General features: G+C 54.9%; 13 protein-coding genes and 1 riboswitch. Of the genes, 9 read left to right on the forward strand and 4 right to left on the reverse strand.

All coding sequences use genetic code 11. The features are described 5' to 3' along the window. The first annotated feature begins 554 nt into the window (after positions 1–554). The 5 genes from leuL to leuD all read left to right on the forward strand — a co-directional run bounded on the left by leuL (position 555) and on the right by leuD (position 5413). The gene (leuL, locus tag LZ634_RS10310; protein ID WP_234504796.1) at positions 555–641 is read left to right on the forward strand and encodes a leu operon leader peptide; all 87 of its coding nucleotides are present in this window, start codon (positions 555–557) and stop codon (positions 639–641) included. A 90-nt stretch (positions 642–731) separates the two neighbouring features. Next, positions 732–2303 (forward strand): 2-isopropylmalate synthase, encoded by a 1572-nt coding sequence (gene leuA, locus LZ634_RS10315; RefSeq protein WP_061282260.1) that lies wholly within the window; start codon positions 732–734, stop codon positions 2301–2303. Beyond that, positions 2303–3394, forward strand: coding sequence for a 3-isopropylmalate dehydrogenase (leuB, locus tag LZ634_RS10320; protein WP_234504673.1), 1092 nt, complete (start codon positions 2303–2305; stop codon positions 3392–3394). The genes leuA and leuB overlap by 1 nt, the downstream gene beginning before the upstream one ends. 2 nt (positions 3395–3396) lie before the next feature. Next, positions 3397–4797 carry a 3-isopropylmalate dehydratase large subunit gene (gene leuC / locus LZ634_RS10325; protein WP_234504675.1) on the forward strand — a complete coding sequence of 467 codons (1401 nt, stop codon included), beginning with the start codon at positions 3397–3399 and terminating at the stop codon, positions 4795–4797. A 10-nt stretch (positions 4798–4807) separates the two neighbouring features. Further along, on the forward strand, positions 4808–5413 hold the full coding sequence (leuD, locus tag LZ634_RS10330; protein ID WP_234504678.1) for a 3-isopropylmalate dehydratase small subunit: 606 nt from the start codon (positions 4808–4810) through the stop codon (positions 5411–5413). Between the two features lie 42 nt (positions 5414–5455). On the opposite strand, the gene LZ634_RS10335 is transcribed toward leuD, so the two are convergent. Then, positions 5456–6634 carry a sugar efflux transporter gene (locus LZ634_RS10335; RefSeq protein WP_234504681.1) on the reverse strand — a complete coding sequence of 393 codons (1179 nt, stop codon included), beginning with the start codon at positions 6632–6634 and terminating at the stop codon, positions 5456–5458. Between the two features lie 88 nt (positions 6635–6722). Continuing rightward, entirely contained in the window at positions 6723–6860 is a 138-nt protein-coding gene (gene sgrT / locus LZ634_RS10340; RefSeq protein WP_234504683.1) for a glucose uptake inhibitor SgrT, read from the reverse strand. A gap of 222 nt (positions 6861–7082) precedes the next feature. On the opposite strand from sgrT, the gene sgrR reads away from it, so the two are divergent. The 4 genes from sgrR to thiQ all read left to right on the forward strand — a co-directional run bounded on the left by sgrR (position 7083) and on the right by thiQ (position 12246). Further along, complete coding sequence (gene sgrR, locus LZ634_RS10345; protein ID WP_234504685.1) at positions 7083–8738, forward strand: HTH-type transcriptional regulator SgrR; 1656 nt, start codon at positions 7083–7085, stop codon at positions 8736–8738. Positions 8739–8795: 57 nt separating this feature from the next. After that, a riboswitch (TPP riboswitch) is annotated at positions 8796–8963 on the forward strand. Positions 8964–8994: 31 nt separating this feature from the next. Next, the gene (gene thiB, locus LZ634_RS10350; RefSeq protein WP_234504687.1) at positions 8995–9978 is read left to right on the forward strand and encodes a thiamine ABC transporter substrate binding subunit; all 984 of its coding nucleotides are present in this window, start codon (positions 8995–8997) and stop codon (positions 9976–9978) included. Next, complete coding sequence (gene thiP, locus LZ634_RS10355; RefSeq protein WP_234504689.1) at positions 9954–11564, forward strand: thiamine/thiamine pyrophosphate ABC transporter permease ThiP; 1611 nt, start codon at positions 9954–9956, stop codon at positions 11562–11564. The genes thiB and thiP overlap by 25 nt, the downstream gene beginning before the upstream one ends. Further along, complete coding sequence (gene thiQ / locus LZ634_RS10360) at positions 11548–12246, forward strand: thiamine ABC transporter ATP-binding protein ThiQ (protein WP_234504691.1); 699 nt, start codon at positions 11548–11550, stop codon at positions 12244–12246. Before thiP ends, thiQ begins: the two co-directional genes overlap by 17 nt. Positions 12247–12288: 42 nt before the next feature. On the opposite strand, the gene LZ634_RS10365 is transcribed toward thiQ, so the two are convergent. Both LZ634_RS10365 and araC read right to left on the reverse strand, forming a co-directional pair. Next, positions 12289–13056, reverse strand: a complete 768-nt coding sequence (locus LZ634_RS10365; protein ID WP_234504692.1) for a DedA family protein — start codon at positions 13054–13056, stop codon at positions 12289–12291. Between the two features lie 129 nt (positions 13057–13185). Next, positions 13186–14031, reverse strand: coding sequence for an arabinose operon transcriptional regulator AraC (gene araC, locus LZ634_RS10370; RefSeq protein ID WP_234504694.1), 846 nt, complete (start codon positions 14029–14031; stop codon positions 13186–13188). Positions 14032–14350 lie beyond the last annotated feature (319 nt).

The raw sequence follows: 14350 nt of genomic DNA on the forward strand, positions 1-14350 counted from the left end.
GACAAAGTCATCGGGCATTATCTGAACATAAAACACTATCAATAAGTTGGAGTCATTACCCAAAAAGCACAGCTTATGAAGGATAAAAGCGGCTCTTATTTATATCACCAAATTGATAGCACGCAGTTTACCCATAGATCAGACGAATACACAACACACCGAAATCGGAATGATAAATTTAGATTTATTAAAGTGTTTTATTGGAGAATAGCCATAATTAACATTTTTGTATCAGATAGTTCGCTTTTAACTATACAAAATACGATATATTAAAAATAAATCACATGACTATCATGACGATACAAACACCGTCAGCACATGACAAACTCATGTTTGGATGCAATAAAAGATGTTCAAATGCGACAAAATATTAAAACTATGAATTAGCCTAAAAATGATTCTCTATAAACTGAGACATTCATCAGCACAATTAGCTAATTCAATCGTTTCGTTTACCCGTTCATTATGCTCTCTCATCTTCATTCAGGGTTGACATCAGAAGTCATATCCAGTACCACTAATAGCATATCGAATTCATCTGGAGAATGATGACAATGTTTCGTATCACTCGCATCAACGGTCTACTACTACTAAACGCCTCTTCTGTGCGCGGTAGACTGGTGTGCGACGTATTACGTTAAGTCATCATCAGTAAAACAAAAACCCGCGCCGCTGCGCGGGTTTTTTTATGCTCGTAGCAAGGCGCCCAAGTAAACCCAAGGACCTAAACCATGAGCCAGCAAGTCATTATTTTTGATACGACCTTACGTGATGGTGAACAGGCATTACAGGCAAGCCTGAGCGTGAAAGAGAAGCTGCAGATTGCCTTCGCCCTCGAACGTATGGGCGTTGACGTAATGGAAGTCGGCTTCCCAGTCTCTTCTCCGGGCGATTTCGAGTCTGTACAGACTATCGCTCGCAATATTAAAAACAGCCGCGTCTGTGCATTGGCGCGCTGCGTCGAGCAGGACATTGATGTTGCCGCCGAGTCGCTGAAAGTGGCTGAAGCATTCCGCATTCATACCTTTATCGCCACCTCACCAATGCATATCGCCACCAAGCTGCGCAGCACGCTGGAAGAAGTGATTGAACGTGCGGTCTATATGGTGAAACGGGCGCGTAATTACACCGATGATGTGGAATTTTCCTGCGAAGATGCAGGCCGTACGCCAATCGATCAGCTGTCTCGTGTGGTTGAAGCCGCCATCAATGCCGGTGCGACCACCATTAATATTCCAGATACCGTCGGTTACACCCTGCCATTTGAGTTCTCCAATATCATCACCGGCCTGTATGAGCGTGTACCGAATATCGACAAAGCAATCATCTCCGTTCACACCCACGACGATTTAGGGATGGCGGTCGGTAACTCGCTGGCGGCAGTCCACGCGGGCGCTCGTCAGGTTGAAGGTGCAATGAACGGCATCGGTGAACGCGCGGGTAACTGTTCTTTAGAAGAAGTCATCATGGCGATTAAAGTGCGCAAAGACATCATGAAAGTGCACACCGCCATCAACCACAATGAAATCTGGCGTACCAGCCAGACCGTTAGCCAGATCTGCAACATGCCTATCCCGGCCAACAAAGCCATCGTCGGCACCGGTGCCTTCGCCCACTCTTCCGGCATCCACCAGGATGGCGTCCTGAAGAACCGCGAAAACTACGAAATCATGACCCCGGAATCCATCGGCCTGAATCAGGTTCAGTTGAACCTGACCTCTCGCTCCGGCCGCGCCGCCGTGAAGCACCGCATGGAAGAGATGGGCTACAAAGATACCGACTACAACATGGACCACCTGTACGACGCCTTCCTGAAGTTGGCGGACAAAAAAGGCCAGGTCTTTGATTACGATTTGGAAGCGCTGGCGTTCATTAACAAGCAGCAGGAAGAACCTGAGCATTTCCGTCTGGATTACTTCAGCGTGCAGTCCGGCTCCAGCGATATCGCCACCGCCTCCGTCAAACTGGCCTGTGGCGAAGAGAGTAAAGCCGAAGCCGCTAACGGCAACGGCCCGGTCGACGCGATTTACCAGGCGATTAACCGCATCACCGGCTACGACGTTGAGCTGGTCAAATATGACCTGAACGCTAAAGGCCAGGGGAAAGACGCGCTGGGCCAGGTCGATATCGTCGTCACCCATAACGGTCGTCGTTTCCACGGTGTGGGTCTGGCGACAGATATCGTCGAATCCTCCGCCAAAGCAATGGTTCACGTGCTGAACAACATCTGGCGCGCCGCCGAAGTCGAAAAAGAATTGCAACGCAAAATTAAGAATAACGAGAACAACAAGGAAACCGTGTAATGTCGAAGAATTACCATATTGCTGTGTTACCAGGTGACGGTATTGGCCCGGAAGTCATGACACAGGCATTGAAAGTACTGGAAGCCGTACGTCAGCGTTTTGATATGCGTATTACCACCAGCCATTATGATGTCGGTGGTATCGCCATCGACCGCCACGGCGAGCCGTTGCCACAGGCGACCGTCGATGGCTGCGACCAGGCCGATGCAATTCTGTTTGGCTCCGTGGGTGGCCCAAAATGGGAAAACCTGCCACCAGCGCAGCAGCCAGAGCGCGGTGCCCTGCTGCCGCTGCGTAAACACTTCAAGTTGTTCAGCAACCTGCGTCCAGCGAAACTGTATCAGGGGCTGGAAGAGTTCTGCCCGCTGCGCGCCGATATCGCCGCTAACGGCTTCGACATTCTGTGCGTCCGCGAACTGACTGGCGGTATCTACTTCGGCCAGCCGAAAGGCCGCGAAGGCAGCGGTCAGCACGAAAAAGCGTTTGATACCGAAGTGTATTACCGTTTCGAAATTGAGCGTATTGCCCGCATTGCCTTTGAATCTGCGCGCAAACGCCGTCACAAAGTGACCTCTATCGACAAATCCAACGTACTGCAGTCTTCTATTCTGTGGCGCGAAATCGTCAGCGAAATCAGCAAAGAGTATCCGGACGTTGCACTGGCGCATATGTACATCGACAACGCCACTATGCAGCTGATTAAAGACCCGTCCCAGTTTGACGTGCTGCTGTGTTCTAACCTGTTCGGCGACATTCTCTCCGACGAATGCGCGATGATCACCGGTTCCATGGGGATGCTGCCATCTGCGAGTCTGAACGAAGAAGGCTTCGGCCTGTACGAACCGGCCGGTGGCTCAGCGCCGGATATCGCCGGTAAAAATATCGCTAACCCAATCGCACAAATTCTGTCGCTGGCGCTGTTGCTGCGCTACAGCCTGGATGCTAACGATGCCGCTTCTGCGATTGAAGCCGCTATCAACCGCGCGCTGGAAGAAGGCGTTCGCACCAGCGACTTAGCCCGCGGCGGCGCGGCTGTCAGTACCGATGAAATGGGCGACATCATTGCCCGCTACGTTGCCGAAGGGGTGTAACCATGGCGAAGACCTTATACGAAAAATTGTTTGATGCTCACGTGGTGTTTGAAGCGCCAAACGAAACGCCTCTGCTGTACATCGATCGCCACCTGGTGCACGAAGTGACTTCACCACAGGCGTTCGACGGTCTGCGCGCACACAAGCGTCCGGTTCGTCAGCCGGGCAAAACCTTCGCAACGATGGATCACAACGTTTCCACGCAGACCAAAGACATCAACGCCTCCGGCGAGATGGCGCGTATTCAGATGCAGGAGCTGATTAAGAACTGCAACGAATTCGGCGTAGAGCTGTATGACCTGAATCACCCTTACCAGGGTATCGTGCACGTCATGGGGCCGGAACAGGGTGTCACCCTGCCGGGCATGACCATCGTTTGTGGCGACTCCCACACCGCGACTCACGGCGCATTCGGTGCGCTGGCGTTCGGTATCGGCACCTCGGAAGTCGAGCACGTGCTGGCGACGCAGACCCTGAAACAGGGTCGCGCGAAAACCATGAAGATTGAAGTCAACGGCAAAGCAGCGCCGGGCATTACAGCGAAAGACATCGTGCTGGCGATTATCGGTAAAACCGGCAGCGCCGGCGGTACCGGCTACGTGGTGGAATTCTGCGGCCAGGCGATTCGCGACCTGACCATGGAAGGTCGTATGACCCTGTGTAATATGGCTATCGAACTGGGTGCGAAAGCAGGCCTGGTGGCGCCAGACGAAACCACCTTCAACTACGTAGAAGGCCGTCTGCACGCGCCGAAAGGCAAAGATTTTGACGACGCGGTAAGCTACTGGAAAACCCTGAAAACCGACGACGGCGCAACCTTTGACAACGTCGTCACTCTGCAAGCCGAAGACATCGCGCCGCAGGTCACCTGGGGCACCAACCCAGGCCAGGTGATCTCCGTGAATGACAACATTCCGGATCCCGCATCCTTTAACGATCCGGTCGAGCGCGCCAGCGCCGAGAAAGCGTTGGCCTACATGGGCCTCAAGCCGGGTATTCCGCTGACCGATGTCGCTATCGATAAAGTGTTTATCGGTTCCTGCACCAACTCGCGTATTGAAGATTTACGCGCAGCGGCTGAAATCGCCAAAGGCCGCAAAGTGGCTCCTGGCGTGCAGGCGCTGGTTGTGCCAGGCTCCGGCCCGGTAAAAGCGCAGGCAGAAGCGGAAGGTCTGGATAAGATCTTTATCGAAGCCGGTTTTGAATGGCGTCTGCCAGGTTGCTCGATGTGCCTGGCGATGAACAACGACCGTCTGAACCCGGGCGAACGCTGTGCCTCCACCAGCAACCGTAACTTTGAAGGCCGTCAGGGCCGCGGTGGCCGTACTCACCTGGTCAGCCCGGCGATGGCCGCAGCGGCCGCGGTAACCGGCCATTTCGCCGATATTCGTAGCATGAAATAAGGAAACCATCATGGCAGAGAAATTTACCCAACATACGGGACTGGTGGTGCCGCTGGATGCCGCGAACGTCGATACCGATGCGATTATCCCAAAACAGTTTTTGCAGAAAGTCACCCGTACCGGCTTCGGCGCGCACCTGTTTAACGACTGGCGCTTCCTCGACGACAAAGGCGAGCAGCCGAATCCTGAGTTCGTGCTGAACTTCCCGGAGTACAAAGGCGCTTCCATCCTGCTGGCGCGGGAAAACTTCGGCTGTGGTTCCTCACGCGAACACGCGCCGTGGGCGCTGACCGACTACGGTTTTAAAGTAGTGATTGCCCCAAGTTTTGCCGACATCTTCTATGGCAACAGCTTTAACAACCAGCTGCTGCCGGTGACCCTGAGCGATGAGCAGGTCGACGAGCTGTTTACGCTGGTGAAAGCCAATCCGGGGATTAAATTTGAAGTGGATCTGGAAGCGCAGGTGGTGAAAGCGGGCGAGAAGACTTATAGCTTTAAAATCGACGACTTCCGCCGCCACTGCATGATTAATGGCCTGGATAGTATTGGCCTGACGCTGCAGCACGAAGATTCCATTTCTACTTATGAGAATAAGCAACCAGCGTTTATGCGTTAACGCCTCATATGCCGGATGCCCTGCGCATCCGGCATTATCACCTCACACGTCCTTCACCCGGCAGGTCATTACCAGCGCCACCAGCGAAATCCCCGCAATCATCCAGTATACCGAGAAGTGGCCGAAACTTTGCGCCAGCGCGCCCTGCACAATACCTGCGAGAATCACGCCGGTCGAAATACTGTTGGTAAACAGCGTAGTCGCCGCCCCTGCGCGTCCCGGCATCAAATCCTGGAACCACAACATACCAATCCCGGCGACGATACCGATAAACACGGCGTTAAATAGCTGCAATACCAGCAGCGACGTGTGGCTATGGAAAAATATCAGGCCGATATAAAACATGACGCCCGCGGCCACCGCCGTGACCATCATCCGCCGTTTACCAAAGCGCTTCACGTAGTAGCCCGCAAGGATCATTGCCGGAATTTCCAGCCCGGCAGCAGTGCCCATCAGGATCCCCGCCAGACTATCAGGCAGCCCAAGATCGCTGCTGATCCACAGCGGCATATCAATGATATACATGGTGTTGCAGGTCCACATCAGCGTCGAGGCGATAAACAGCATGCGGACGTTGCTATCTTTCCAGCCGCTGACCGGATTCTGCTCCGCGTCAGCGGGTTGCTCGATTCGCGCCACCGAAGGTAGCGTCAGCGCGATCAGCGCCAGGCTAATGGCAAAAATAGCGGCCGCGATAGAGAACATGGCGGTAAAGCCGTAGTTCAGCGCCAGCATAAAGGCTAACGGCGGGCCAATCACCCACGCCAGCGAGAGCTGCGCACGCATCACCGAGCTGAACATCACCACTTCACGGGCCGAACTGTCGGCGTATTCGCGCGCCAGCGCAAACAGCTGCGGCATGGCGGCGTTGGCGATCGAGGCCAGCAGCACGCCGCAGGTAATCAGCGTCAGATAATGGCGATTGAAGGCGAACAATAGCGCGTTGCCTACCGCCATCAGGCAACAGAACATGATGAGCTTACGCCTGTCTCCCCGGCTATCGGATCGCTTTGCCAACGCAAGGCTAACCACGATCCCAGCAACTGCATTGACGGTATAGAACAGGCCAACCCAGAACGGCTGCACGCCGACCTCACGGCTGAGATACAGGCTCAACGTCGGCGCTTGCAGCGCTCCCGCAATCCCCATCATAAACGCCACCATCATAAAGGCGGCATACACACCGTTGAGACGTCGTCCCATCGTCATTAACCAGAGCATCTGAAATCCTTTGTGCACACGAAAGAATAAAAAAAAGCCAGCAGATGATACCTGCTGGCAAATACTCAGTCACACATGATTAGGCGAATTAATGCTCAGAGGTCGGGTTCGTAACTTCCCATTGCATCAGAGCATTCAGCACTTCAAGCCGCTGCGCGGTTGCCTGACGGGCCAGCCAGGAAACATTTTTGGTAGCAGAAAAATAACGCTGGTAGAACTGATACATAGTGACCTCCTCATCTACCCTATGGATTTCGAGTTGCTGGAAAACCGCAAGCCTGTTAGCCCCCATTCACATACAACGATGTGGCCGGGACGAGCAGGCGCAGCCAATGCATCTGCAACTTGAAAGACGACGGGTAGACACCTCCTCGCTTCATCGAAAGCTATTATTGGCTTAATATAGGGATTAATAAATTGCTGAGTTTTTAGCGGGAGTTCCTCTTTTATGCCTTCAGGTCGACTGCAACAACAATTCATCCGCTTATGGCAGTGCTGCGAAGGTAAATCGCAGGAAACCACGCTGAATAATCTGGCCGAACTGCTGAGCTGTTCCCGCCGCCATATGCGTACGCTATTGAACACTATGGAGGCGCGCGGCTGGCTCACCTGGGAGGCAGAAGTCGGGCGTGGCAAGCGCTCCAGGCTCACCTTCCTCTATACCGGACTGGCATTGCAGCAGCAACGCGCGGAGGATCTGCTGGAGCAAGACCGGATCGATCAGCTGGTACAACTGGTTGGCGATAAAGCGGCGGTGCGCCAGATGCTGGTGTCGCATTTAGGCCGGAGTTTCCGTCAGGGGCGGCATATCTTACGCGTGCTTTACTACCGCCCGATGCACAATTTACTTCCCGGAACGGCCCTACGACGCTCGGAAACCCACATTGCGCGGCAAATATTTAGCGCGTTGACCCGAGTAAATGAGGCAAATGGGGAACTGGAAGCCGATATTGCGCACCATTGGCAGGCAATTTCCTCATTACACTGGCGTTTTTATTTGCGTCCTGGCATTCATTTCCATCACGGACGCGAACTGGAGATGGACGACGTCATCGCTTCGCTGCACCGCAGCATGACGCTACCGCTGTTCTCCAATATTGCGCGCATCGACTCCCCGACCGCGTGGACGTTGGATGTGCATCTGCATGAGCCCGACCGCTGGCTGCCTTTGTTGTTAGGCCAGGTATCGGCAATGATCCTGCCGCGCGAGTGGCAATCGCTGCCCGATTTCTCCCGCATACCGGTCGGTACCGGCCCGTATGCGGTGGCACGCAACAACCTGAACCAGCTGAAGATCCACGCCTTTGATGATTACTTTGGTTTCCGTGCTTTAATTGATGAAGTTAACGTCTGGGTGCTACCGGAAATTGGGGAAGAGAATAACTGCGGCCTGACGCTCCAGGGCACCACGCAGAGCGAAAAAGCGATCGAGAGCCGGCTGGAAGAAGGCTGCTACTACCTACTATTCGATGCTCGCAGCCCACGCGGTAGCAATCCGGCGGTGCGTCAATGGCTGAGCCACATATTTCACCCCAACAATCTTCTCTACCACGCGGGCGATCAACACCAAAGCCACTGGTTTCCAGCCTATGGACTGCTGCCGCGCTGGCACCATGCGCGCAGTCAAGCCTGCGAGAAACCGGCCGGACTGGAGTCAATCACCCTGACCTATTACCGGGAGCACGTCGAACACAAAATCATCGGCCTCATCATGCAGCAGCTGCTGGCGGAACATCAGGTCACGCTGAACATTCAGGAAGTGGAATACGACGAATGGCATCGGGGCGAGGTGGTGAGCGATATCTGGCTTAACAGCGCCAACTTCACCTTGCCGCTGGATTTCTCGTTATTTGCCTATCTGTATGAAGTACCGCTAATTCGCCACTGCATTCCCATCGACTGGGAGCAGGATGCGGCGCGCTGGCGGGCGGACGATCTCCCGCAGGCCGACTGGTGCCAGCAATTGCTGGCAAATCAATGCGTGGTACCGCTGATTCACCACTGGCTGATGATCCAGGGGCAGCGCAGTATGCGCGGCGTGCGCATGAACACTTTAGGCTGGTTTGACTTTAAATCGGCCTGGTTTGCTCCGCCGGATCCGTAGAACCGGATAGGATCGCGCTTAAGGCTTTTGATTTATTCACGTAATCATTACAATGTGCCGTTCTCAACGGGGTGCTAAAAAAGCATACACGAAATCATTTGAGTTGCATCAAGGCGGCGAACGAGTGCAGCCAGCAGCTCAAAAGATGAAGTGTATGGGCTGAGATAATACCCGTCGAACCTGATCCGGATAATCCCGGCGAAGGGATTTGAGGCTCACTCAAAATCCTTTGCCACCAATATACTAAAGGTGCAAAGTGTTCAAAAAATTACTCCCCCTGCTGGTCCTGGTGGCCGCTCCGGCCTTCGCTAAACCGGTCCTGACGGTTTATACCTATGACTCCTTTGCTGCCGATTGGGGCCCAGGTCCTGCGGTGAAAAAAGCATTTGAAGCCGACTGTAACTGCGAACTGAAGTTCGTGGCGCTGGAAGATGGCGTGTCGCTGCTGAACCGTCTGCGAATGGAAGGCAAAAACAGCAAAGCTGACGTGGTGTTAGGGCTGGATAACAACCTGCTGCAGGCCGCTACCGACACCAAACTGTTTGCCAAAAGCAACGTTCCTGCCAGCGCGGTAAGCGTCCCGGGCGGCTGGACTAACGATACTTTTGTACCCTTCGACTACGGCTACTTCGCCTTCGTCTACGATAAAAACAAACTGAAAAACCCACCGAAAAGCCTGAAAGAGCTGGTTGAAAGCTCTCAGAAATGGCGCGTGATTTATCAGGACCCGCGCACCAGCACACCGGGTTTAGGCCTGCTGCTGTGGATGCAAAAAGTCTACGGTGACAAAGCACCGGAAGCCTGGCAGAAGCTGGCGGCCAAAACCGTTACCGTCACCAAAGGCTGGAGCGAAGCCTACGGCCTGTTCCTGAAAGGGGAAAGCGACCTGGTGCTGAGCTATACCACCTCTCCGGCGTACCACATTATCGAAGAGAAGAAAGATAACTACGCGGCGGCAGCCTTTACCGAAGGCCATTATCTGCAGGTGGAAGTGGCCGCGAAAACCGCCGCCAGCAAACAGCAGAAACTGGCTGATGAGTTCCTGAACTTTATGGTTTCCCCGGCATTCCAGAACGCCATCCCGACCGGCAACTGGATGTATCCAGTCACCCAGGTCACGCTGCCGGAAGGCTTTAACAGCCTGGTGAAACCACAAACCGCGCTTGAATTTACCCCACAGCAGGTGGCCACAGAACGTCAAAACTGGATTAACGCATGGCTTCGCGCAGCCAGCCGCTAATTCCCCGCTGGCTGTACCCTGGGCTCACGGCCACCGCGTTGATGGTGGCCGTTGCCCTGGCAGCGTTTCTGGCGCTGTGGCTGAACGCGCCGGAGATCTCATGGTCGGCGCTGCTCGGAGATAGCTACCTGTGGCACGTGGTGCGCTTCTCCTTCTGGCAGGCGTTTCTTTCGGCACTGCTGTCGGTTGTGCCGGCCATCTTCCTTGCGCGTGCGCTTTACCGACGCCGCTTCCCTGGCCGACAGCTATTGCTGCGGTTGTGCGCCATGACGCTGATTTTACCGGTACTGGTTGCTGTGTTCGGTATTCTCAGCGTTTACGGGCGCCAGGGCTGGCTGGCGCAGCTTTACGCGTGGCTCGGCTGGCAGTGGAATTTCTCGCCCTACGGCCTACAGGGCATTCTTCTGGCGCACGTCTTCTTTAATATGCCGATGGCGACTCGCCTGCTGCTGCAAGCGCTGGAGCAAATCCCCGGCGAGCAGCGTCAGCTTGCTGCCCAGTTGGGCATGCGCGGCTATCCGTTCTTTCGTTACGTCGAATGGCCGTGGATGCGGCGGCAAATTCTGCCTATTGCCACGCTGATTTTTATGCTCTGTTTCGCCAGCTTCGCTACCGTACTGTCGCTGGGCGGCGGGCCTTCCGCCACCACCATTGAGCTGGCCATTTATCAGGCTCTGAACTTCGATTATGACCCGGCGCGCGCGGCGATGCTGGCGATCATTCAGATGACCTGCTGCCTGGCACTGGTGCTCTTGAGCCAGCGGCTAAGCCGAGCCATTGCCGTCGGCAATACTCAGGTCCACGGCTGGCGCGATCCCGATGACCGCTGGCACAGTCGGATTAGCGACGCGCTGCTAATTTTTGTCACGCTGTTACTGCTGCTGCCACCGCTGCTGGCGGTGGTGTTTGACGGCATCAACGCCAGCCTGTGGCAGGTGCTACAGCAGCAGATTTTATGGCAAGCCATTGGCACATCGCTGCGTATCGCCATCGCCGCTGGCGTGCTGTGCGTAATCCTCACCATGATGCTACTGTGGAGCAGCCGCGAACTGCGGGCGCGCAATCGACAACTGGCCGGACAGGCGATGGAGCTAAGCGGAATGTTGATTCTGGCGATGCCGGGGATCGTGCTGGCAACCGGCTTCTTCCTGCTGCTTAACAACACCATCGGCCTGCCGGAATCCGCCGACGATATTGTGATTTTCACCAACGCGCTGATGGCAGTGCCTTATGCCATCAAAGTGCTGGAAACGCCGATGCGCGACATTACCGCCCGCTACACGATTCTGTGCGAATCGCTGGGGCTTGCCGGTTTCAATCGGCTGCGGGTGGTCGAACTACGGGCGCTGAAACGTCCGCTGGCGCAGGCACTGGCCTTTGCCTGCGTCCTGTCGATTGGTGATTTCGGCGTCGTGGCGCTGTTCGGCAACGAAAATTTCCGCACGCTACCGTTTTATCTGTATCAGCAGATTGGCACCTACCGCAGCCAGGACGGCGCGGTGACCGCGCTGATTCTGCTGCTGCTGTGCTTTGCTCTGTTTACCGTTATTGAAAAGTTACCCGGACGCCATGCTAAAACTCAATGATGTCACCTGGCTGTATCAGCACCTGCCAATGCGCTTCACCACCTCGATTGCACAGGGCGAAAAGGTGGCGATCCTCGGCCCTAGCGGGGCGGGTAAATCCACGCTGCTCAATCTGATTGCCGGTTTTCTGCCGCCAGCCAGTGGGACAATCATGTTGGGGGGGCGAGTCCATACGGCTACGCCGCCATCGCAGCGGCCGGTATCGATGCTGTTTCAGGAAAACAATCTGTTTAGCCACCTGACGGTGCGTCAGAACATTGCGCTGGGAATGACGCCGCGCCTGAAGCTCTCAGCCGATCAGCAACGTAAATTGCAGGTTATTGCCGGACAGATGGGCCTTGAGACCATGCTGGACAGGTTTCCCGGCGAGCTTTCCGGCGGCCAGCGTCAACGCGCGGCGCTGGCGCGCTGTCTGGTGCGAGAGCAGCCGATTTTGCTGCTGGATGAACCCTTTTCCGCACTCGACCCGGCGCTTCGTCAGGAGATGCTGCAATTGGTCGACGACGTCTGCCAGCGTCAGCAATTGACGTTACTAATGGTGTCACACAGCGTGGAAGATGCCGCGCGCATTGCCACGCGGGCGATGGTGATTGCCGATGGGCGCATCGCCTGGGATGGCGACACACAGGAACTGTTGAGCGGTAACGCCAGCGCTTCCGCCATGTTGGGTATCACCGCGTGATACCCGCCGGATAAGCCTATGCTTTATCCGGCACTCCCCTCATTACAGCCCGACCACTTTGCGTAAAATATCGATATACACCGGCATTAGCGGGTGACGAATCACGCTGACCAGCGCGACCAGCGCCACGCCTGTCACCAGCGGAGCCAGCAGCAGCAAGCGTTGGCGCGGTAAAAATGCGCTCAAACGATCCTGACTCTGACTGGCGCTACGCCACAAACGCCAGCACAACCAGCCGCCAACCCACAGTAACAGCGCCGCGGCCAACAGCAGCCATTTAAAGCTCGCGCTATTTTCATCAGCAGGAATATCGATAGCCGCCCCGGCCAGAATACCCGGCAGGAAGTACAGCGGCGGCCACAGCACGCAGCCAATAATATTGGGGGTAATAAATTTGGCGACCGGCAGATCAAGCATTCCGGCGACCATCGGCACCAGCGGGCGCGTAGGACCGACAAAGCGGCCAATCAGAATGGTAATCATGCTGTGCTGATGCAAAGCGTGCTCGGTTTTATCCAGCAGCGCGCGGTTTTTCTTCATAAACGACCAGCGGTGCAGCGGCTTTTTAAAACGCCACCCCAGCCAGAAGGAGATCCAATCGCCGAGCAGACAGCCAACGATCCCCACCAGCCACGCTTGCCAGAAATTCACTTCACCGCTGCCAATGAGCGCGCCCAACCCCGCCATCATCACGGTACCCGGCAGAATCAAGCCGACCAGCGCCAGGGATTCCAGAAACGCAACCAGCGCCACCGCAATCAGCGAATAGGTCGTGGATTGCGTAATAAAGTGTTCCAGCAGTTCTTGCATAGTGTGCCCGGTTTGAAAACGAAGCAGGGATTCTCCGGAGCGTCCCCCGCAACGTCAAGCCTTCAATTGTCTTTAGAGTTTACTGGTAAAGACAAAAGCCGACACAGTGCATTTCCTTTTCTTTACCTTTTATTCACATCCCGCGCGAAATTCACTCGGGCTGGCACCGGTGCATTTTTTAAATACCCGCGAGAAATAAAGCTGATCTTCAAAGCCGACGTTACGCCCTACGCTCGCAATAGGCATCCGCGTGGTGCTCAGCAGCAGTTTTGCCTGGCTGATACGCTGATCCTCGCGCCAGCTCAGCACGCTCACCCCAAGCTGCTGGCGGAACAGGTGCGATAAGCGCGACGGCGACAGGCAAACATGTTGAGCCACGCTGGCGATTTCAAAGTGGTTGTCCGCCAGATGATCGCTGATGTACTGACAGGCATCGCGCACCCGGTTGTCCATTGGCGGATGCAACGATTCGTTAATCGCTTCCATACGGCGCAGTAATAACTGCTCCAGCAGATTAATCGCCAGCAGCTCTGAGTAACGTCCAACGCCCTGTCCGGCGTCGATAATTTTGCCAAACAGGTTGGCAATCTCCGCCTGATGCGCTTCATCCGGACGATAAAAACCGGTTTGCGCCACGATAGCGGGCCAGTTCAGCCACTCGTGCCAGTAGGCACGCGGACGGAAGTAGACCCATTGGTGATACCACTCGCTGGCGTCAGGATGGCGGCCATAATGATGAATTTCGCCCGGCGGAAAAAGCAGCATATCGCCCTGACGGCAAACAAACTGCTTGCCCTGATTTTCAATCACGCCTTCACCGCGCACCGTCATATTCAGAATAAACCCCTTCATCCCGAGCGGTCGGTCGATGAAAAAATCCAGGTATCCCCCGGCTTCGATCGGCGTTAATCCCGCGACCAGATGGGCGTTAAACGAATAACCAGGCAGCAGGGGATCGTTTTGCATTTCAGCCATTTCAGCTCACCCTCATTGATATCTCAAGAAACCAATTATCCATACTCGGCTTTTTATCCTCACGACTGGTGCGCTAAATCGATAACAGAACCAGAGCCGCTGTCAACCCCGTTATTTCAAGGCACTTAGAGAATTAATCCAGGAATGATATGCGGTCAGGACCACACCTAAAGTGTCTATAAAGACGGCAGAAAAGTCCACATTGATTATTTGCACAGCGTCACACTTTGGCAGGTGACAGCAAGATCATCCATAAGATTAGCGGTTCCTGCCTGACGGTTTTTAGCGGAGATATCTACTGTTTCACTATCACGTTTTC

It is taken from the genome of Kluyvera intermedia (assembly GCF_021440345.1).
In the GTDB taxonomy this organism is placed as follows: Bacteria; Pseudomonadota; Gammaproteobacteria; order Enterobacterales; family Enterobacteriaceae; genus Kluyvera; species Kluyvera intermedia_A.

Coding starts and splice junctions, on each gene's coding strand:
- thiQ (WP_234504691.1), top strand. CDS start 11,548: ATGCTAAAACTCAATGATGTCACCTGGCTGTATCAGCACCTGCCAATG.
- thiP (WP_234504689.1), top strand. CDS start 9,954: ATGGCTTCGCGCAGCCAGCCGCTAATTCCCCGCTGGCTGTACCCTGGG.
- sgrR (WP_234504685.1), top strand. CDS start 7,083: ATGCCTTCAGGTCGACTGCAACAACAATTCATCCGCTTATGGCAGTGC.
- leuL (WP_234504796.1), top strand. CDS start 555: ATGTTTCGTATCACTCGCATCAACGGTCTACTACTACTAAACGCCTCT.
- LZ634_RS10335 (WP_234504681.1), bottom strand. CDS start 6,634: ATGCTCTGGTTAATGACGATGGGACGACGTCTCAACGGTGTGTATGCC.
- araC (WP_234504694.1), bottom strand. CDS start 14,031: ATGGCTGAAATGCAAAACGATCCCCTGCTGCCTGGTTATTCGTTTAAC.
- sgrT (WP_234504683.1), bottom strand. CDS start 6,860: ATGTATCAGTTCTACCAGCGTTATTTTTCTGCTACCAAAAATGTTTCC.
- leuA (WP_061282260.1), top strand. CDS start 732: ATGAGCCAGCAAGTCATTATTTTTGATACGACCTTACGTGATGGTGAA.
- leuC (WP_234504675.1), top strand. CDS start 3,397: ATGGCGAAGACCTTATACGAAAAATTGTTTGATGCTCACGTGGTGTTT.
- leuB (WP_234504673.1), top strand. CDS start 2,303: ATGTCGAAGAATTACCATATTGCTGTGTTACCAGGTGACGGTATTGGC.
- LZ634_RS10365 (WP_234504692.1), bottom strand. CDS start 13,056: ATGCAAGAACTGCTGGAACACTTTATTACGCAATCCACGACCTATTCG.
- leuD (WP_234504678.1), top strand. CDS start 4,808: ATGGCAGAGAAATTTACCCAACATACGGGACTGGTGGTGCCGCTGGAT.